Source organism: Ramlibacter sp. (assembly GCF_035554825.1).
Lineage (GTDB): Bacteria > Pseudomonadota > Gammaproteobacteria > Burkholderiales > Burkholderiaceae_C > Ramlibacter.
In genome coordinates this window covers 56,671-74,378 of record NZ_DATMHS010000103.1, presented here as the reverse complement: position 1 = coordinate 74,378, position 17,708 = coordinate 56,671, and the positions used below count along the sequence as shown (strand labels likewise).

Annotated in this window: 19 protein-coding genes; 13 read left to right on the top strand and 6 right to left on the bottom strand. The window is 70.5% G+C overall.

What is annotated here, in order from left to right; translation table 11 throughout:
- Window positions 1-173: 173 nt before the first annotated feature.
- The 13 genes from VNT59_RS12735 to VNT59_RS12675 all read left to right on the top strand — a co-directional run bounded on the left by VNT59_RS12735 (window position 174) and on the right by VNT59_RS12675 (window position 14,472).
- Entirely contained in the window at window positions 174-800 is a 627-nt protein-coding gene (locus VNT59_RS12735; RefSeq protein ID WP_325498778.1) for a DUF502 domain-containing protein, read from the top strand.
- 44 nt (window positions 801-844) lie between these two features.
- Window positions 845-2,650 (top strand): aspartate--tRNA ligase, encoded by a 1,806-nt coding sequence (aspS, locus tag VNT59_RS12730; protein ID WP_325498777.1) that lies wholly within the window; start codon window positions 845-847, stop codon window positions 2,648-2,650.
- Between the two features lie 54 nt (window positions 2,651-2,704).
- On the top strand, window positions 2,705-3,169 hold the full coding sequence (gene nudB, locus VNT59_RS12725; RefSeq protein WP_325498776.1) for a dihydroneopterin triphosphate diphosphatase: 465 nt from the start codon (window positions 2,705-2,707) through the stop codon (window positions 3,167-3,169).
- Window positions 3,170-3,236: 67 nt separating this feature from the next.
- Window positions 3,237-3,965 carry an endonuclease/exonuclease/phosphatase family protein gene (locus VNT59_RS12720; RefSeq protein WP_325498775.1) on the top strand — a complete coding sequence of 243 codons (729 nt, stop codon included), beginning with the start codon at window positions 3,237-3,239 and terminating at the stop codon, window positions 3,963-3,965.
- 8 nt (window positions 3,966-3,973) lie between these two features.
- Window positions 3,974-5,194, top strand: a complete 1,221-nt coding sequence (gene clsB, locus VNT59_RS12715; RefSeq protein ID WP_325498774.1) for a cardiolipin synthase ClsB — start codon at window positions 3,974-3,976, stop codon at window positions 5,192-5,194.
- Window positions 5,195-5,205: 11 nt separating this feature from the next.
- Entirely contained in the window at window positions 5,206-6,234 is a 1,029-nt protein-coding gene (locus VNT59_RS12710) for a ligase-associated DNA damage response exonuclease (RefSeq protein WP_325498782.1), read from the top strand.
- Entirely contained in the window at window positions 6,231-7,955 is a 1,725-nt protein-coding gene (locus tag VNT59_RS12705; protein ID WP_325498773.1) for an ATP-dependent DNA ligase, read from the top strand. Before VNT59_RS12710 ends, VNT59_RS12705 begins: the two co-directional genes overlap by 4 nt.
- 91 nt (window positions 7,956-8,046) lie before the next feature.
- Window positions 8,047-8,757 (top strand): GTP cyclohydrolase I, encoded by a 711-nt coding sequence (gene folE, locus VNT59_RS12700; RefSeq protein ID WP_325498772.1) that lies wholly within the window; start codon window positions 8,047-8,049, stop codon window positions 8,755-8,757.
- Window positions 8,758-8,759: 2 nt separating this feature from the next.
- Window positions 8,760-9,182 carry a BLUF domain-containing protein gene (locus VNT59_RS12695; RefSeq protein ID WP_325498771.1) on the top strand — a complete coding sequence of 141 codons (423 nt, stop codon included), beginning with the start codon at window positions 8,760-8,762 and terminating at the stop codon, window positions 9,180-9,182.
- A 209-nt stretch (window positions 9,183-9,391) separates the two neighbouring features.
- Window positions 9,392-10,384, top strand: coding sequence for an NADPH:quinone reductase (locus VNT59_RS12690; RefSeq protein WP_325498770.1), 993 nt, complete (start codon window positions 9,392-9,394; stop codon window positions 10,382-10,384).
- Window positions 10,369-11,205, top strand: a complete 837-nt coding sequence (locus VNT59_RS12685; protein ID WP_325498769.1) for a DUF429 domain-containing protein — start codon at window positions 10,369-10,371, stop codon at window positions 11,203-11,205. The genes VNT59_RS12690 and VNT59_RS12685 overlap by 16 nt, the downstream gene beginning before the upstream one ends.
- A gap of 145 nt (window positions 11,206-11,350) precedes the next feature.
- Complete coding sequence (locus VNT59_RS12680; RefSeq protein WP_325498768.1) at window positions 11,351-13,882, top strand: ligase-associated DNA damage response DEXH box helicase; 2,532 nt, start codon at window positions 11,351-11,353, stop codon at window positions 13,880-13,882.
- 65 nt (window positions 13,883-13,947) lie between these two features.
- Window positions 13,948-14,472 (top strand): BON domain-containing protein, encoded by a 525-nt coding sequence (locus VNT59_RS12675; protein ID WP_325498767.1) that lies wholly within the window; start codon window positions 13,948-13,950, stop codon window positions 14,470-14,472.
- Window positions 14,473-14,538: 66 nt separating this feature from the next.
- Here the strand turns inward: VNT59_RS12675 and VNT59_RS12670 are convergent, their stop codons facing one another.
- The 6 genes from VNT59_RS12670 to VNT59_RS12645 all read right to left on the bottom strand — a co-directional run bounded on the left by VNT59_RS12670 (window position 14,539) and on the right by VNT59_RS12645 (window position 17,675).
- A complete protein-coding gene (locus VNT59_RS12670; protein WP_325498766.1) occupies window positions 14,539-15,651 on the bottom strand; it encodes a putative zinc-binding peptidase in 1,113 nt (370 codons plus the stop codon).
- A 91-nt stretch (window positions 15,652-15,742) separates the two neighbouring features.
- The gene (locus VNT59_RS12665; RefSeq protein ID WP_325498765.1) at window positions 15,743-16,066 is read right to left on the bottom strand and encodes a BON domain-containing protein; all 324 of its coding nucleotides are present in this window, start codon (window positions 16,064-16,066) and stop codon (window positions 15,743-15,745) included.
- A gap of 97 nt (window positions 16,067-16,163) precedes the next feature.
- Window positions 16,164-16,655 carry a hypothetical protein gene (locus tag VNT59_RS12660; protein WP_325498764.1) on the bottom strand — a complete coding sequence of 164 codons (492 nt, stop codon included), beginning with the start codon at window positions 16,653-16,655 and terminating at the stop codon, window positions 16,164-16,166.
- A gap of 82 nt (window positions 16,656-16,737) precedes the next feature.
- Window positions 16,738-17,109 carry a hypothetical protein gene (locus VNT59_RS12655; protein ID WP_325498763.1) on the bottom strand — a complete coding sequence of 124 codons (372 nt, stop codon included), beginning with the start codon at window positions 17,107-17,109 and terminating at the stop codon, window positions 16,738-16,740.
- 20 nt (window positions 17,110-17,129) lie between these two features.
- Window positions 17,130-17,468: a hypothetical protein gene (locus VNT59_RS12650; RefSeq protein WP_325498762.1), complete on the bottom strand. Its 339-nt coding sequence runs from the start codon at window positions 17,466-17,468 to the stop codon at window positions 17,130-17,132.
- 42 nt (window positions 17,469-17,510) lie between these two features.
- Complete coding sequence (locus VNT59_RS12645) at window positions 17,511-17,675, bottom strand: DUF1328 domain-containing protein (RefSeq protein WP_325498761.1); 165 nt, start codon at window positions 17,673-17,675, stop codon at window positions 17,511-17,513.
- Between the last annotated feature and the right edge of the window lie 33 nt (window positions 17,676-17,708).

Here is a 17,708-nt window from a genome sequence, read left to right as displayed (position 1 = left end):
GCGGCGGCAGCAACGGCGCCGGCGCGACCAATGGCGCCGGCAAATCCGATTCCAAGCCCGAGGGCGACGGCAGCAAGCCCGCCGAGGGCGGGACCGGCGCCACCAAGTCCGACAGCCCGGCGGCGGCTGGCGGCTGCGGCGGCGCCTGCGCCTGCCACTGAAAGTTCCGAACCATGTCCGCAGTGCGCAAATGGCTGGTGGCCGGGTTGCTGGTCGTCGTTCCAGTGGCCATCACCGTCAGCGTGCTGCAATGGATCATCGGCACGCTCGATCGCACGCTGCTGATCCTGCCCGAGTCGTGGCAGCCTGACCGGTTCATCGGCATCCACATCCCGGGGCTGGGGGTGCTGCTCACCTTGGCGATCCTGCTGCTGGTCGGCTTCGCCGTCAGCAACTTCATCGGCAAGAAGCTGGTGAACTGGGGCGACGCCCTGGTCGCCCGCATCCCCGTCGTCCGCTCGATCTATTCGAGCGTCAAGCAGGTGTCCGACACCCTGTTCTCGCCCAGCGGCAACGCGTTCCGCAAGGCCGTGCTGGTGCAGTGGCCGCGCCCGGACGTCTGGACCATCGCCTTCGTCACCGGCGCGCCGGGCGGGGAGGTGAGCCAGTACCTGCCCGGCGACTACCTGAGCGTGTACGTCCCGACCACGCCGAACCCGACCGGCGGCTACTTCGTCATCCTGCCCAAGGCCGATTGCGTCGAGCTCAAGATGACGGTGGACGAAGCCCTGAAGTACGTGATCTCCATGGGCGTCGTGGTTCCCGGCTCCCTGTCCAACCCGAAGTTAACCAACCGATAAGGCGGCGCCATCCGGCGCCGCGACCTCAAGCGGAAGTTCCAGCCATGTCATCCCAGAAAATGCGTACGACCTACTGCGGTCTTGTGACCGAGGCCCTGCTGGGTCAGACCGTGACCCTGTGCGGGTGGGTGAACCGCCGGCGCGATCATGGCGGCGTGATCTTCGTCGACCTGCGCGACCGCGAGGGCTACGTCCAGGTCGTGTGCGACCCCGACCGGCCCGAGATGTTCAAGGCCGCCGAGGGCCTGCGCAACGAGTTCTGCATCCAGGTCAAGGGACTGGTGCGGGCGCGCCCGGCCGGCACCACCAACGACAGCCTCAAGAGCGGCAAGATCGAGGTGCTGTGCCAGGAGCTGACGGTGCTCAACCCGTCGGTCACGCCGCCGTTCCAGCTCGATGACGAGAACCTGTCGGAGACGACCCGCCTCGTGCACCGGGTGCTGGACCTGCGCCGGCCGTACATGCAGAACAACCTGATGCTGCGCTACAAGGTGACGATGGAGGTGCGCAAGTTCCTCGACGCCAACGGCTTCATCGACATCGAGACGCCGATGCTCACCAAGTCGACGCCCGAGGGCGCGCGCGACTACCTGGTGCCCAGCCGCGTCCACGACGGCATGTTCTTCGCGCTGCCGCAGTCGCCGCAGCTGTTCAAGCAGCTGCTGATGATGGCCGGCTTCGACCGCTACTACCAGATCACCAAGTGCTTCCGCGACGAGGACCTGCGCGCCGACCGCCAGCCCGAGTTCACGCAGATCGACGTGGAGACATCCTTCCTCGACGAGGAGGAGATCCGCGCGATGTTCGAAGGCATGATCCGCACGGTCTTCAAGAACGCGATCAACGTCGACATGGGTGCCTTCCCGGTGATGAAGTACCAGGACGCCATGCGCCTGTACGGCTCCGACAAGCCCGACCTGCGCGTGAAGCTCGAATTCACCGAGCTGACCGACGTGATGAAGGACGTCGACTTCAAGGTGTTCTCCGGCGCGGCCAATTCGCCCGAGGGGCGGGTGGTCGGCCTGCGGGTGCCGGGCGGCGGCGCCATGAGCCGCGGCGAGATCGACGGCTACGGCGAGTTCGTCAAGATCTACGGCGCCAAGGGCCTGGCCTGGATCAAGGTCAACGACGTGGCCGGCGGCCGTGACGGCCTGCAGTCGCCGATCGTCAAGAACCTGCACGATCGCGCGCTGGCGGAGATCGTGCAGCGCACCGGCGCCGTCAACGGCGACCTGATCTTCTTCGGCGCCGACAAGCAGAAGGTCGTCAACGACGCGATCGGCGCGCTGCGGGTGAAGGTCGGCCACAGCGAATTCGGCAAGAGCCACGGCCTGATCGAGGGCGAGTGGAAGCCGCTGTGGGTGATCGACTTCCCGATGTTCGAGTTCGACGAGGACGGCCAGCGCTGGAATGCCGTGCACCACCCCTTCACCTCGCCCAAGGACGGCCACGAGGACTGGCTGGAAAGCGATCCCGGCCGCTGCGTCGCCAAGGCCTACGACGCGGTGCTCAACGGCATCGAGCTGGGCGGCGGTTCGGTGCGGATCCACCGCGAGGACGTGCAGAGCAAGGTGTTCCGCGCCCTGAAGATCGGCCCGGAGGAAGCGCAGGCCAAGTTCGGGTTCCTGCTGGACGCGCTGCAGTACGGCGCGCCGCCGCACGGCGGCATCGCGATCGGCCTGGATCGCTTCGTGATGCTGATGACCGGCGCCGAATCGCTGCGCGACGTGATCGCGTTCCCGAAGACCCAGCGCGCGCAGGACCTGCTGACGCAGGCGCCGAGCCCGGTCGACGAAAAGCAGCTGCGCGAGCTGCACATCCGCCTGCGCAATCCGCAACCCGCGGCCTGAGGCAGCCGCCGGTGCGGCAGAATGAAAGGGCGCTGCGGCGCCCTTTCGTCATTGATGCCACGTCCCTTCAAGATCCCCGAGTCGGTCCTGGTGGTGATCCACACGCCCCAGCTCGACGTGCTGCTCATCAATCGGGCCGACGCGCCCGATTTCTGGCAGTCCGTCACCGGCAGCAAGGACCGCGCGGACGAGCCGCTGGCCGAGACCGCGGCGCGCGAGGTGTTCGAGGAGACCGGGATCGATTGCGCGCCGGGCACGCCGCTGCAGCGCGGGCTGGTCGACTGGGCGCTGGAGAACGTCTACGACATCTATCCGCGGTGGCTGCATCGCTACGCGCCTGGCGTCACCCGCAACAGCGAGCACGTGTTCGGCCTGTGCGTGCCGGCCGGAACGCCGGTGACGCTCAATCCGCGCGAACACACGGGATACCGCTGGTTACCTTGGCGCGCGGCGGCCGACGCGTGCTTCTCGCCGTCCAACGCCGAAGCGATCCTGTTGCTGCCACAATTTGCGCGATGAGTTCGCGCACCATCCGCCCGCCACTGCCGCTGACCCGACCCGCGGGGGCAGGGGAGGGCCGCTGACGATGCCCTTGCTGCGCGTGGCCACCTACAACATCCACAAGGGCGTGCAGGGCGTCGGCCCGGCGCGCCGGCTGGAGATCCACAACCTGGGACACGCGGTGGAGCAGCTCGATGCCGACGTGGTGTGCCTGCAGGAAGTGCGCAAGCTGCACCGGCGCGAGGAGCGCTACTTCACCCGCTGGCCCGCGCTGCCGCAGGCCGAGTTCCTGTGCCCCGAAGGCTACCAGGCGGTGTACCAGACCAATGCCACCACCCGGCACGGCGAGCACGGCAACGCCTTGCTCTCGCGCTGGCCGGTCGTGTCGCACGGCCACGAGGACATGTCGGACCACCGTTTCGAGCAGCGCGGCCTGCTGCACGTGGAGGTGCGGGCGCACAACCAGACGGTGCACGTCATCGTGCTGCACCTGGGTCTCATCGCCGGCAGCCGGGTGCGCCAGGTGGAGCAGCTGGGGCAGTTCATCGAGCGCGAAGTGCCGCGCCGGGCGCCGGTGGTGGTCGCCGGCGATCTGAACGATTGGGGCGGCAAGCTGCGGCCGGCGATGGGCCAGCTGGGCCTGCGCGACTTCCACGGCGAGCGGGTGCTGACCTACCCCTCGCGGCTGCCGCTGACGCAACTGGACTACGTGTATGCGCGCGGCGTCAAGCCGGTCGGCGTGCACGTGCCGCGCGGCCGCATCTGGTGGCGCATGTCCGACCACCTGCCACTGATCGCGGAGTTCAAGCTCTAGGCGCGGCCATGTCGCACGCCACCTCCTCTCCCCGCAGCGGCCACGAGGTGCAGCTGCTCCAGGGCAGCGGCGAACTGTTCCCGGCGCTGGTGGAGGCGATCGACGCCGCCCAGCGCGAGGTGCGGCTGGAGACCTATATCTTCGATTTCACGGGCTCGGCCGAACTGGTGGTCGCCGCCCTGCTGCGCGCCGGCGAGCGCGGCGTGAGCGTGAAGGTGGTGGTCGACGGGTTCGGCACGCCGCCGCTCGGCGCCGGGCAGCGCGAGCGCCTGCACCGCGCCGGGGTCGGCTGGCGCGTCTATGCGCCGCTCGGCTGGCTGGGCATGCTGTGGCTCGGCAGCTGGCGGCGGCTGCATCGCAAGCTGTGCGTCGTCGACGGCGCCGTGGCGTTCTGCGGCGGCATCAACATCCTGGACGACCTCCACGACCCGAACCACGGGCCGCTGGCGGCGCCCCGGCTGGACTTCGCGGTGCGCGTCACCGGGCCGCTGGTGGCCGAGGCCGAGGCCAGCATGGGCCGCCTATGGTGGCGCATGCAGGCGGTGCGCGACATCCGGCAGGCCAGGCTGGGGGTCGCGCTGGACGCGCTGCGCGCCTCCCAGGGCGGCCGCGCGCGGCGCAAGCGCTACCCGTCCGGCCATTCGCAGCCGCGGGCCAGGGCGGCGCTGCTGCTGCGCGACAACCTGCGCAACCGCGCGCGCATCGAACGGGCCTACCGGCGGGCGATCGGCCGCGCGCGCGAGGAGATCATCATCGCCAACGCCTACTTCGTGCCCGGCCGCAAGATGCGGCTGGCGCTGATCGCGGCGGCCGGGCGTGGCGTCAAGGTGCGCTTGCTGCTGCAGGGGCGCTACGAGTACTTCATGCAGTACTACGCGGCGCGGCCGGTCTACGGCGCCCTGCTGCGCGCCGGCGTCGAGATCCACGAGTACTCGCCCAGCTTCCTGCACGCGAAGGTGGCGGTGATCGACGGCCGCTGGTCCACGGTGGGCTCGTCCAACCTCGATCCGCTGAGCCTGCTGCTGGCGCGCGAGGCCAACGTGGTGGTCGAGGACCGGCCGTTCGCCGAACAACTGCGCCAGCGGCTCATGGTGGCGATCCGCCAGGAGGGGCGCGCCATGAGCGCCGACGAATACGGCCGGCGGCCGCTGCGCCAGCGCTTCATGGAGCACGTCGCGCTGGCGCTGATGCGCCTGGCGCTGGTGATCCAGGGCAAGAAGTACCTGTAGCTGCGGTGGCCGTGGAACCGACCGAGGACCTGATCGTCCAGCGGCCCGAGGGGCTCTATTGCCCCGCCGGCGATTTCTTCATCGATCCGTGGCGGCCGGTGCCGCGCGCCGTGATCACCCATGCCCACTCGGACCACGCGCGCGTGGGCCACGGCAGCTACCTGGCCTCGCGCGCGGGCGAACCGGTGCTGCGTGCCCGGCTGGGCGACATCGCGCTGCAGACGCTGCCCTATGGCGAGCGGGTCGTGCACCACGGCGTCACGCTCTCGCTGCACCCGGCCGGCCACGTGCTCGGTTCGGCGCAGGTGCGGCTGGAGCATCGCGGCCGGGTGTGGGTGGCCAGCGGCGACTACAAGGTGGCGCCCGACCCCACCTGCGCGCCGTTCGAGGCGGTGCGCTGCGACGTGTTCATCACCGAATCCACCTTCGGCCTGCCGATCTACCGCTGGTGCCCGGACGACGAGCTGTTCGCCGACATCAACGACTGGTGGAGCCGCAACGTGCTGGCCGGCCGCGCCAGCGTGCTGGCCTGCTACAGCTTCGGCAAGGCCCAGCGCATCCTGAGCGGCGTCGACCCGTCGATCGGCCCGATCGTGGTGCACGGCGCCGTGCAGCCGCTCAACGACGCGTACCGGGCCGCCGGCGTGGCGCTGCCCGACACGCTGCACGTGACCGAGGTGAAGGACAAGGCAGACCTGCGGCGGGCGCTCGTCGTGTGCCCGCCCAGCGCCGCCGCCAGCCCGTGGCTGCGCCGCTTCGGCGACGCCAGCACGGCCTTCGCCAGCGGCTGGATGCAGGTGCGCGGCACCCGCCGGCGTGGCGGCTGGGACCGCGGCTTCGCGCTGTCCGACCACGCCGACTGGCCGGGGCTGCTCGCCGCCATCGACGCGACCGGCGCGCAGCGGATCATCGTCACGCACGGCAGCGGACCGGTGCTGGCGCGCTTTCTCGGCGAGCACGGCTTGCGCGGCGAGTTGTTCGAGACCGAATACGGCGGCGACGCCGTCGAGGCCGACGCCCAGGAGCCCGACGCCGCATGAAGCGCTTCTCGCAGCTGTTTGCCGAACTCGATGCGACCACGTCGACCAACGCCAAGCTCGACGCGCTGCAGCGCTACTTCGCCCAGGCGCCGGCGGCCGACGCGGCCTGGGCGGTCTACTTCCTGGCCGGCGGCAAGCCGCGCCAGGTGGTGCCCATGGGCTTCCTGTCGCAGCTGGCCTGCCAGGTCGCCGGCATCCCCGGCTGGCTGTTCGACGAGTGCTACCAGGCCGTGGGCGACCTCGCCGAGACCATCGCGCTGGTGCTGCCGCGCGGCAACGAGGTGACCGACCTGGGCCTGGCGGCCTGGGTGGAGGAACGGCTGCTGCCGCTGCGCGGCGCGAGCGAGGCGCAGATCGCCGAGCGGGTGACCTCCTACTGGCGCGAGCTCGACATGCAGGAGCGCTTTCTGCTGACCAAATTGATCGGCGGCGGCTTTCGCGTCGGCGTGAGCAAGCTGCTGGTGCAGCGCGCGCTGGCCGCGCATGCCGCGGTCGACGCCAAGCAGGTGGCGCAACGGATGATGGGGTACACCGACGGCAAGGTGATGCCGACGCCGGAACGCTACCTGAGCCTGGTCGCCGCCGCCGGGGCCGGCGCGCCCGGTCCGCAGGACGAGGGCCAGCCCTATCCCTTCTTCCTGGCCCACCAGCTCGACGCGCCGCCGGAAGTATTCGCGTCGCGCCTGGGCGACGTCGGCGAATGGCAGGTGGAGTGGAAATACGACGGCATCCGCGGCCAGGTGATCAAGCGGGCCGGGCGGGTGTGGGTCTGGTCGCGCGGCGAGGAGCTGGTGACCGAGCGCTTCCCGGAAATCGTCGAACTGGCGCAGAGCCTGCCGGACGGCACGGTGCTCGACGGCGAGATCCTGGTGTGGCAGGACGAGCCGGCCGAGCCGGCCGGCACCTGGATCGGCCGGCCGGCGCCGTTCGCCCTGCTGCAGCAGCGCATCGGCCGCAAGAACCTGAGCCGGAAGGTGCTGGCGGAGGCGCCGGTCACCTTCATGGCGTACGACCTGCTGGAACAGGACGGCCAGGATGTGCGGGCGCTGCCGCAGCGCGAGCGGCGCGTCCGCCTGGAAGCGCTGCTGGCGCCCACCCGGCTGAAGCTGTCGCCGCTGGAGACGGCGGCTTCCTGGCTCGCCTTCGCGCAGCGGCGCGAGCGCTCGCGCGAGCTGGGGGTCGAGGGCTTCATGCTCAAGCGGATCGATGCGGCCTACGGAACCGGCCGCACCAAGGCCGAGGGCCTGTGGTGGAAGTGGAAGATCGACCCGATGACGATCGATTGCGTGCTGGTGTACGCGCAGCCCGGCCACGGCCGCCGCGCCTCGGTCTACACCGACTACACCTTCGCCGTCTGGAACCGGCCGCCGGCGGACAAGGACGAGGTGGAGGCGGTGCTCGGGGCGATCGGCCGCAAGGAACCGGCCGTCCCGGGCAGCCTGCAACTGGTGCCCTTCGCGAAGGCCTATTCCGGGCTGACGGACGAGGAATTCCGGCAGGTGGACGCGATCATCCGCAAGAGCACGGTGGAAAAGTTCGGTCCGGTGCGCAGCCTGCGGCCGTCGCTGGTGTTCGAGCTGGGCTTCGAAGGCATCAACCGCAGCGGGCGGCACAAGAGCGGCATCGCCGTGCGCTTCCCGCGCATGTTGCGCATCCGCTTCGACAAGCCGCTGCACGAGGCCAACACGCTGCAGGACCTGGAGGCGCTGTTGGGCGCATAGCCGCTGCGCCGTCGTGGCGGCCGGGCCGGGCGGCCGCCGCGTCCGGGCCCCGGTGTTAGCATTTGGCATGCTGATGAAGGCCGAACACTCCATGGACGCATCCGACGCATCCAACCCCGACGCCGGGACCCCGGTGTCGGTGAAGATCCGGCAGCGCATCCTGGCGGCGCGCAAGCGCTTCCATGCGAACGACAACATCGCCGCGTTCCTGGAACCGGGCGAGCTGGAGGCGCTGCAGCAGGAAGTCGAGTCCAAGATGAAGGGCGTGCTCGACAGCCTGGTGATCGACACCGAAAGCGACCACAACACCGCCGACACCGCCCGCCGGGTCGCCAAGATGTACGTGAGCGAGGTGTTCCGGGGCCGGTACGTGAAGCCGCCGACGATCACCGAGTTTCCGAACGCGGAGCACCTCAACGAGCTGATGATCGTCGGCCCGATCGCGGTGCGCAGCGCCTGCAGCCACCACTTCTGCCCGGTGATCGGCAAGCTCTGGATCGGCGTGATGCCCAACGAGCACACCAACGTGATCGGCCTGTCCAAGTACGCGCGGCTGGCCGAGTGGGTGATGGGGCGGCCGCAGATCCAGGAAGAGGCGGTGGTGCAGCTGGCCGACCTGATCATGGAAAAGACCCAGCCCGACGGGCTGGCGCTGGTGATGGAAGCGAGCCACTACTGCATGGCCTGGCGGGGCGTGAAGGACATGGACGCCAGGATGCTCACCTCCGTCATGCGCGGCGTGTTCCTGAAGGACCCGGCCCTGCGCCGCGAATTCCTGGCCCTGGTGCCGCGGAAGGACTAGCCATGTTGGTGCGACTGCTCTATGCCAGCCGGGCGGTGGATGCCAGCCCGGAGGCCATCGAATCGATCCTGGCGCAATCGCGCGAGCACAACCCGGCCCACGGCATCACCGGCGTGCTCTGCCACGGCGGCGGCATCTTCCTGCAGTGCATCGAGGGCGGCCGCGAGCAGGTGAACCAGCTGTACGGCGACATCGTGCGCGACGCCCGGCATCGCGACGTGACGCTGCTGCACTACGAGGAAATCCTGGAGCGGCGCTTCGGCGGCTGGAGCATGGGGCAGGTCAACATCTCCAAGTCCAATCACACCCAGCTGCTGAAATACTCGGAACGGCCCGAGCTCGACCCGTATTCGTTGTCGGGCGCCGTGTCGCTGGCGCTGCTGGTCGACCTCGCCGCCACGGCGGCCGTGTGCGGGCGGGTGTAGCGTCGCGTTTCCCGCCTTGAGCTGCACCCTCGCATCCGATGCGCTCCTTGAACGCAGAGGGCGCAGAGGAGACGCAGCGAACGCAGAGGAGACGGGAGACGAGGGCGGTGGCAAACCGATGCGGGGATTTCTCTGCGTCCTTTGCGTCCTCTTTGCGGCCTCTGCGTTCAACAATCGTTGGCACACCAATCACGCGGGAGGGATCTGACATGCAAGCTGCGTTCTACGAAGCCACCGGCCCGGCGCGTGAAGTCCTGCACCTCGGGCAGATGGAACTGCCCCAGCCCGGCCCGGGCGAGGTGCGGGTGCGCGTGGTGTGTTCCGGCGTCAACCCCTCCGACGTGAAAGGCCGCGCCGGCCTGCGCAACAAGGTCCTGCCGTTTCCCCGGATCGTGCCCCACAGCGACGGCGCCGGCATCGTCGACGCGGTCGGCACCGGCGTGGCGGCGCCGCGTGTCGGCGAGCGCGTCTGGCTCTGGAACGGCGCCTGGAAGCGGGCCTGGGGCACGGCCGCCGAATACGTGGTGCTGCCGGCGCCGCAGGCGGTGCACCTGCCCGACAACGTGGGCTACGACGCCGGCGCCTGCCTGGGCATTCCGGCGTTGACCGCCTACCAGGCGGCGGCCGTGGATGGCGGCGTCGTCGGCCGTTCTGTGCTGGTGGCCGGCGGTGCCGGCGCGGTGGGCCACTACGCCATCCAGTGCGCGCGGCTGCTCGGCGCGCGGCAGGTCATCTCGACGGTGAGCAGCGACGCCAAGGCCAGGCTGGCGCTGGACGCCGGCGCCGATCTGGCCGTCGACTACCGCAGCGGCGACGCCGCCGAGCGGGTCCGCGCCGCGACCGGCGGCGCCGGGGTGGACCGCATCATCGAGGTCGACATCGCGGCCAATGCGGCGCTCGACCTGCAGGTGCTCAAGCCGGGCGGCGACATCGTCGTCTACGGCAGCGGCGCGGGCGAGTTCAAGCTGCCGTTCTTCCCCCTGATCCTCAACAACGTGCGGCTGCGCTTTTTCATCGTCTACGAGCTGCCGCCGGCCGACCGCGCCCAGGCCCAGGCCCATGTCGGCGACTGGCTGCGCCGCGGGGCGCTGCGGCACAACGTCGCGGCCCGCTTCCCCCTGGCGCGCATCGCCGAGGCGCACGAACTGGTGGAGTGGGGCCAGGCGACCGGCAACGTGGTGGTGGAGTGCGGCCAGCCCTGAGCGCGGCGCAGCCGCTGCTGGTCGGCTGCGATTTCTCCAGCGCCCCGACGCGCCGCAAGCCGATCGTGCTGGCGCTGGGAAACCAGCGCGCCGGCCGGGTGGTGCTCGAACGCATCGAACTGCTGGAGACCCTGGATGCCTTCGAAGCCTGGCTGGCGCAGCCGCGCGACTGGGTCGGCGGCTTCGATTTCCCGTTCGGGCTGCCGCGCGAGCTGGTGGAGCAGCTGCGCTGGCCGGTGCAGTGGCGCGCCTGCATCGAGCACTACGCGAGCCTCTCGCGGGGCGAGATCCGAACCACCTTCGCCCGGTTCTGCGATGGCCGGCCGGCAGGCGCCAAGTTTGCCAATCGCGCCTTCGACAAGCTCGCCGGCTCCAGCCCGTCGATGAAATGGGTCAACCCGCCGGTGGCATACATGCTGCACGCCGCGCTGCCGCGGCTGCTGCGCGCCGGCGTCCACATCCCGGGGCTGCACGAGGGCGATCCGCGCCGCGTGGCGCTGGAGGCCTATCCGGGGCTGCTGGCGCGCGAGCTGCTCGGGCGCCGCAGCTACAAGAGCGACGAGAGGGCCAGGCAGACGCCCGATCGCCTGATCGCGCGCAAGGACCTGGTCACGGGGCTGGAGCAGGGCCACACCCGCCTGAACCTGCGGCTGAAGCTCACCCATGCGCAGCACGACGCGCTGGTGCAGGACGCGAGCGGCGACCGTCTGGACGCCGTGCTGTGCCTGATCCAGGCTGCCTGGGCCCAGCGCCATGGCGCGCCCTGGTACGGACTGCCGGACACCCTCGATCCGCTGGAGGGCTGGATCCTCACCGCGTGATGCACCCTCGGGGCGCCTGGCCGCGCGCCGCATGCCGGCGTGAGGGGCGCATGGCGCCGTCGCCACGGCTCGCTGCCGCCGGGCCGGCCCGGGCAGCGCCGGATCCCGCCACAATCGATGGCCCGACATCTCCGTGCCGCTTTCCATGCCTGCCGCAGTACCCGGCCCCTCGCCGAAGACCGCATCGACCGTGGCGGACTGGCTCGCCGGTCGGGGCTGGCAGGCGTTCCCGTTCCAGCAGCAGGTGTGGGACGCCGTGGCGCAGGGGCGCAGCGGGATGCTCCACGCGACCACCGGCTCGGGCAAGACCTATGCGGTCTGGCTGGCCATGTTGCAGGCCTTGCTGCGGCGGCACGACCCCGGGGCCGCGCAGCCGCTGCGGGTGATCTGGCTGACCCCGATGCGGGCGCTCGCCTCGGACACCACGCGCGCCCTGGCGCAGCCGCTGCGGGACCTGGCGCCCGACTGGACCATCGGCCAGCGCACCGGCGACACGCCCAGCGCCGAGCGGGCGCGGCAGGACCGCCGTTTTCCCACCGTGCTGGTGACGACGCCCGAGTCGCTGAGCCTGATGCTCACGCGCCCGCACGCGCCCGAGGAACTGGCGCCAGTCGAGTTCGTGGTGGTCGACGAATGGCACGAGCTGATCGGCAGCAAGCGCGGCGTGCAGGCGCAGCTGGCCCTGGCGCGGCTCTGGCGGCTCAACCCGCGGCTGGTCGCCTGGGGCCTCAGCGCCACGCTCGGCAACCTGCAGACCGCGATGGCCACCCTCTGCCAGCCGGGGCAGCGCGCCGCGGCGCCCGCGCCGGTGCTGGTCCAGGGCAAGATCGAGAAGGACATCGTCATCGACACGCTGATTCCGCCCGACCCCGGCAAGTACTCGTGGGCCGGGCACCTGGGCGCGCGCATGCAGCAGCCGGTGGTGGACGAGATCGCCCGCTCCGGCACCACGCTGGTCTTCACCAACGTGCGCTCGCAGGCCGAGATCTGGTACCAGTTGCTGCTGGAGTCCCGGCCCGACTGGGCCGGCGAGATCGCGCTGCACCACGGCTCGATCGACAAGTCGACCCGTGACTGGGTGGAGCAGGGGCTGAAGGAAGGCCGGCTGCGCGCGGTGGTCGCGACCTCGTCGCTGGACCTGGGCGTCGATTTCCTGCCGGTCGAGCGCGTGCTGCAGATCGGCTCGCCCAAGGGCGTGGCCCGCATGATGCAGCGCGCCGGCCGCAGCGGCCACGCCCCGGGTCGCGCCAGCCGGCTCACGCTGGTGCCGACCAACACCATGGAGATCATCGAGGCCGCCGCCGCGCGCGAGGCGGTCCATGCCGGCCGCATCGAGGACCGCTCCTCGCCCGACAAGCCGCTCGACGTGCTGGTCCAGCACCTCGTCACGGTGGCGCTGGGGGGCGGCTTCCGGCCGGAGGAGCTGTACGAGGAGGTGCGCACGGCCTGGGCCTATCGCGAGCTCACGCGTGCCGAATTCGAATGGGCGCTGGCGTTCTGCGAACGCGGCGGCGACAGCCTCACCGCCTATCCGGACTACCACCGGATCGCCGCCGACGAGCAGGGCGTCTACCGCGTCCCGGACCGCCAGATCGCCAAGCGCCACCGGCTCGGCATCGGCACCATCGTCAGCGACGCGGCGATGCAGGTCAAGTGGCTCACCGGCGGCCACATCGGCACCATCGAGGAAGGCTTCATCGCCCGGCTGCGGCGCGGCGACTGTTTCTTCTTCGCCGGCCGCCTGCTCGAGTTCGTGCGGGTGCGCGAGATGGCCGCGTACGTGCGCAAGGCCACCAGGAACAAGGGGACCGTGCCGACTTGGCAGGGCAGCAAGATGGCGCTGTCCACCGAAATGGGCGACGCCGTGCTGGAGATGATGCAGCGGGCCGCGCGCGGCGACTTCGTCGAGCCCGAACTGCAGGCCGCCCGTCCGATGCTGGAAACGCAGGCGCGGCTGTCGCGCATTCCGACCCCGCAGGCCGTGCTGCTGGAGACCTTCCACTCGCGCGAAGGCCACCATGTGTATCTCTATCCGTTTGCCGGCCGCCATGTGCACCTGGGGCTGGCCAGCCTGCTCGCCTGGCGCCTCGCGCGCGATCGGCCCAACACCTTCAGCATGTCGGTGAACGACTACGGATTCGAACTGGTCAGCGCCGAGCCGATCGACCTCGCCCCGGTGACCAGCCGCGCGGTGTTCACCACCGAGGATCTCCTGAGCGACGTGCTGGCCTCGCTCAATTCGACCGAGCTGGCGCAGCGCCGCTTTCGCGAGATCGCGCGCGTGGCCGGGCTGGTGTTCTCGGGTTACCCCGGCCAGCCGAAGAGCGCGCGCCAGCTGCAGGCATCCAGCGGCTTGTTCTTCGAAGTGTTCCGCAAGTACGACCGCGGCAACCTGCTGCTCAGCCAGGCCCAGCACGAAGTGCTGAGCCAGGAGCTGGAGCTGTCGCGCCTGCGAGCCACGCTCGAACGAATCCTGTCGAGGGCCCTGGAGCACGCGCCGCTGCGGCATCCCAGCCCGATGAGCTTGCCGCTGATGGTGGAGCGGTTCCGCGAGCAGTTGTCCACGGAGCAGCTGTCGACGCGCCTGGACCGCATCCTGCGCGACATGGAGCGCGATTCCTCGCCTTCTCCTACAGCTGCTTCGGAGCGCTCCGACGGCACGGCTGGGGTGCGCTGACTAGAGTGGAACGTTGCGGGGTGCAAGGCCCCGGTTCGTCACCATTCGAGACAGAGGAGTTCCCCATGAAGACCATCCACCGCAAGCCATTGCTCGCGATCTCCGCGGCAGCGTTGCTGCTGGGGCTCGCCGGCTGCGATCGCGCCGACGAGCGCACCGCGGCCGAGCGCAACGAAGCGTCGACGCGGGCCGGCCAGACGGCGCAGGGCGCGCGTCGCGAGGCGCGTGACGCCACGGCCAGTGCCGGCGCCGCGGCCGACCGGGCCGCCGAAAGCACCAAGGCCATGGGCGCGGCGGCAGCCGACGACACCCGGGCCATGGGCGCGGCGGCGGCCGACAAGACCCGGGCGCTGGGCAGCGCCGCGGCCGACAAGGTCGACGATGCCTCCGTCACCGCCAAGGTGAACGCGGCCCTGGTCGCGGACAAGGAGCTGAGCGCGCTGCGGATCGACGTCGACACGCAGAACGGCGTGGTCACCCTGAGCGGCCCGGCGCCCACGGCCAGCGCCAAGGAGCGGGCGACCGAAGTGGCGCACCGCGTCAAGGGCGTGACCTCGGTGAACAACCAGCTGACCATCAAGGCCAGCTGAGGCCGCCCGCCAGGCGCTGCTGGGCCACCGTGGGGTGGCCCTGGCTTTTTCAGGCCGCGCTCGGCCTCATGTCGGCGCGGCGCCTTCGCCGCGCGACCCGGCCGGCGGCGGCGCGGCGTGGATCACGTCGTGGACGAAGCGCAATTTGTCCAGCGCCCCGGGGCTCAGCGCGAACGGGTAGGCATCGTCATGTCCCAGGCTGCGGTTCAGGCTGTTGACCAGCAGCGTGAGCGGGATCCACTGCTCGACGAGCTGGCCGAAATCGCCCGCGCCCCGGCCGAACGGATTCGCGACCGCTTCTGCTTCCGCGCCGTCGCCCGGCACCGTCAGCCGCGTGCTGTACGAGGCCGCGGTTTCCAGCAGGTCCACCATGTGCAGGTAGTGGGCCCAGGTCTCGGCCCAGTCCTCCCAGGGATGGGCGGTGGCATAGGCCGTGACGTACTGCTGCTGCCAGCCAGGCGCCGCGCCGCCGGCGGCGTAGTAGCGGTCCAGCGCCTCCCCGTAGTCGAGGCGGTCGTCCCCGAACATCGCGCGGAACGCGTCCAGGCGATCGCCGTCGCGGATCAGGCGGTCCCAGTAATAGTGGCCGGATTCGTGGCGCAGGTGACCGAGCAAGGTGCGATACGGCTCGTGCAGCGCGACCCGGCGGCGCACCCGCTCGGTGTCGTCCGCCTCGGCGATGTTCAGGGTGATCACGCCATCGCAATGGCCGGTGAGCACCTGATGGCCGGGCAGGTCCGCGAGGAATTCGAAGATCGGGCCGTCGCGCCGGCCGCCGGGCGGCTCCACGGCGACCAGGCCCAGCTTGGCCAGGGTGTAGAACAGGCGCCGCTTCGCCATCTCGATGCGATACCAGCGCTGGTGGTTGTCCGGCAGCGACAGGTCCGGCAGGAGCCGCGTCTGGCGGCAGGAGACGCACAGCGGGTTCGGATCGTCGGCCGACACGGCGAAGTTGCAGGCCTGGTGCTCGCCGTGGTTGCGGCACAGGCGATAGGCGCGGCCGCCGGCCTGGCCGCGGCCGCGCTGGCGCCACAGGCCCTCGGCGGCGCCCGGCGCCGGCTCGATCGCCGCCAGCGCCAGCCGGTCCGGCAGGAACGCCACCGCGCTGCCGCAGCGCAGGCACTGCACGTTCTCGAAAAACAGCGGCTGGCCGCAGTGGCCGCAACGGAACGTCTTCATCGGATGCGCTCGCCCATGAGAAAAGGCAGGCGCGCCCCCGTGGGCCGCTCGCCTGCCTCCGTGCGGCGGGGCCGCAGCCCCGCGCGTCGCCTCAGGGACGGACCGTCAGGTGGTTCTGCACCTCGCGCACGCCCTTGGTGTTGCGCGCGATGTATTCGGCCTTGGCCTTCTCCGCGTTGGACTTCGCGAAACCGGACAGCTGCACGGTGCCGTTGAGGGTCTGCACCTTGATCGCGCCGGCGTCGACGGTCTTGTCCTCGACGAACTTGGCCTTCACGGCCGCCGTGATCGTGGTGTCGTCGACGTAGGCGCCGACCGATTCCTGGCCGCGGATGACCGAGCAGCCCGTGCTCAGGACGGTGGCCCCGGCCACCAGGGCGAATGCGAACGCGCGTGCGTATTTGGTGGTGATCATGATCTTCTCCTTGTTGCGTTGAAATGATGGTCGGTGCCGAAGCTTCCCAATTGAACTCCCCGGGGCGACGGCACCACGCGCTCCGGCTTGCCTGATCTCATACCGGCGGCTCGCCGTCCTTGCCGTAGTCGGCGCCCGCCATCGCCGACATCACGACGCTCGACAGCTGCGACGACTTCACGATCGCCACGACCAGGCCGGTGACCGAAATCAGCCGCCACGGCCGTGCCAGCATCACGACCGCGCCCACCGCGGCCGCGATGCCGAGGTACTGCACCGGCTTGCGCGACGCGTAGTTGGACAGGACCGGCGTCACCAGCTCCAGGCCCATGCTCGCCGGGTGGTGCCGCCACCAGGTGCGCACCACGTGCCGGAGGTGACCGAGCCAGCCGCCCGCGCTGCGATGGCGCGATTCGCCGTCGCTCGACCCACGTCGGCCCCAGCGCCGCTCCTGGCCGCCCGCGCCTTCCTGGGCCGCCGCGTCGTCGTAGTGATCGCTGCCGCGCCGTTCGTGGTGGCGCTCGCGGCTGTGCAGGTGGGCGATGATCGCCAGCCGGGTCTGGGCCAGCTTGTCGGAGGCATTGCTCATCGGGCCCTCCCGCGCCGGGCGAAGGAGTTGGCTGGCGGCCGGCAGCATGCCGGCAGGAGGGTGCAGCGCGTCGCCGCGCCGCTCATGTGCGCGCTCCGATCGTGCGCAGTGCCTGCGCGTCGGCGTCCAGCTGGGCCCGCAGCTCGGTGAAGGCCTTGGCCGGCAGCCGCTGGCGCGCGACGTTCCAGGCGATCGCCGAGACCGCCAGGGCGACCGCGGGCGTGAGCACCAGCGACCAGTGGAAGCCCTGGGTCGCCCCGAGCATCACGGCCACGCCCGCCAGCACCAGGAACACGATCAGGCCCAGCACGGCGACGCCCCAGGCGATCACGCGCTTGGCAACCTCCAGGCCGACGCTGGACGCCTCTTCCTGCACGAGCGCCGCGTAGCCCGCGACGTGGTCCATGACCAGTTCGGGTCGGGTGATCAGCACCGAAAAAATGGGATGGACCATGCGGGCCTCGGGCGCGGGTGTCAGTAGTAGTAGCGCTTGCTGTTGCGACGCAGCGCCAGCACCAGTGCCGTCACGGCGGCACCGACGGCGGCGGCGATCAGGGCGGACTTCACCGGCTCGTCGCTCACGTAGCGGCCGGTGGCCTTGGCGTACTGGCCCAGCTGGCGGCTGGCGACGCTGGTCGCGTCGCCCATGGTGCTGACGCCACGCGACGCATAGCCCTTCACCTCGCTGCCCAGGCCGCGCACCCGGTCGATCGCGTGGGCGGCGAGTTCCTTGGTGGTGCCGAGCGCTTTTTCCGTCACGCCGAGCGCCTCGTCGCCGGCGGCGGAGGCATGGAGTTGTTTGCTGGAGAACATGGTGCGATTCCTCTTGTGTGGGATGGTGGAAAGCTGTCTGCCCTAACCCTTGCGGCTGAAGTTCACGACGAATGCGACGATGGCCATGATCACGAACACGAAGAACAGGATCTTCGCGATGCCCACCGCGCCCGCGGCAATGCCGCCGAAGCCGAAGAGGGCGGCGATCAGCGCGATCACGAGGAACACAATGGCGTAGTGCAACATCTGGAACTCCTTGGGCCGCGGCCGGGTTGATGG

What these genes read in the sequence shown, in the direction of transcription:
- VNT59_RS12735 (WP_325498778.1), top strand. Translation starts at nt 174, where the DNA reads ATGTCCGCAGTGCGCAAATGGCTGGTGGCCGGGTTGCTGGTCGTCGTT.
- aspS (WP_325498777.1), top strand. Translation starts at nt 845, where the DNA reads ATGTCATCCCAGAAAATGCGTACGACCTACTGCGGTCTTGTGACCGAG.
- nudB (WP_325498776.1), top strand. Translation starts at nt 2,705, where the DNA reads ATGCCACGTCCCTTCAAGATCCCCGAGTCGGTCCTGGTGGTGATCCAC.
- VNT59_RS12720 (WP_325498775.1), top strand. Translation starts at nt 3,237, where the DNA reads ATGCCCTTGCTGCGCGTGGCCACCTACAACATCCACAAGGGCGTGCAG.
- clsB (WP_325498774.1), top strand. Translation starts at nt 3,974, where the DNA reads ATGTCGCACGCCACCTCCTCTCCCCGCAGCGGCCACGAGGTGCAGCTG.
- VNT59_RS12705 (WP_325498773.1), top strand. Translation starts at nt 6,231, where the DNA reads ATGAAGCGCTTCTCGCAGCTGTTTGCCGAACTCGATGCGACCACGTCG.
- folE (WP_325498772.1), top strand. Translation starts at nt 8,047, where the DNA reads ATGGACGCATCCGACGCATCCAACCCCGACGCCGGGACCCCGGTGTCG.
- VNT59_RS12695 (WP_325498771.1), top strand. Translation starts at nt 8,760, where the DNA reads ATGTTGGTGCGACTGCTCTATGCCAGCCGGGCGGTGGATGCCAGCCCG.
- VNT59_RS12690 (WP_325498770.1), top strand. Translation starts at nt 9,392, where the DNA reads ATGCAAGCTGCGTTCTACGAAGCCACCGGCCCGGCGCGTGAAGTCCTG.
- VNT59_RS12680 (WP_325498768.1), top strand. Translation starts at nt 11,351, where the DNA reads ATGCCTGCCGCAGTACCCGGCCCCTCGCCGAAGACCGCATCGACCGTG.
- VNT59_RS12675 (WP_325498767.1), top strand. Translation starts at nt 13,948, where the DNA reads ATGAAGACCATCCACCGCAAGCCATTGCTCGCGATCTCCGCGGCAGCG.
- VNT59_RS12670 (WP_325498766.1), bottom strand. Translation starts at nt 15,651, where the DNA reads ATGAAGACGTTCCGTTGCGGCCACTGCGGCCAGCCGCTGTTTTTCGAG.
- VNT59_RS12665 (WP_325498765.1), bottom strand. Translation starts at nt 16,066, where the DNA reads ATGATCACCACCAAATACGCACGCGCGTTCGCATTCGCCCTGGTGGCC.
- VNT59_RS12660 (WP_325498764.1), bottom strand. Translation starts at nt 16,655, where the DNA reads ATGAGCAATGCCTCCGACAAGCTGGCCCAGACCCGGCTGGCGATCATC.
- VNT59_RS12655 (WP_325498763.1), bottom strand. Translation starts at nt 17,109, where the DNA reads ATGGTCCATCCCATTTTTTCGGTGCTGATCACCCGACCCGAACTGGTC.
- VNT59_RS12650 (WP_325498762.1), bottom strand. Translation starts at nt 17,468, where the DNA reads ATGTTCTCCAGCAAACAACTCCATGCCTCCGCCGCCGGCGACGAGGCG.
- VNT59_RS12645 (WP_325498761.1), bottom strand. Translation starts at nt 17,675, where the DNA reads ATGTTGCACTACGCCATTGTGTTCCTCGTGATCGCGCTGATCGCCGCC.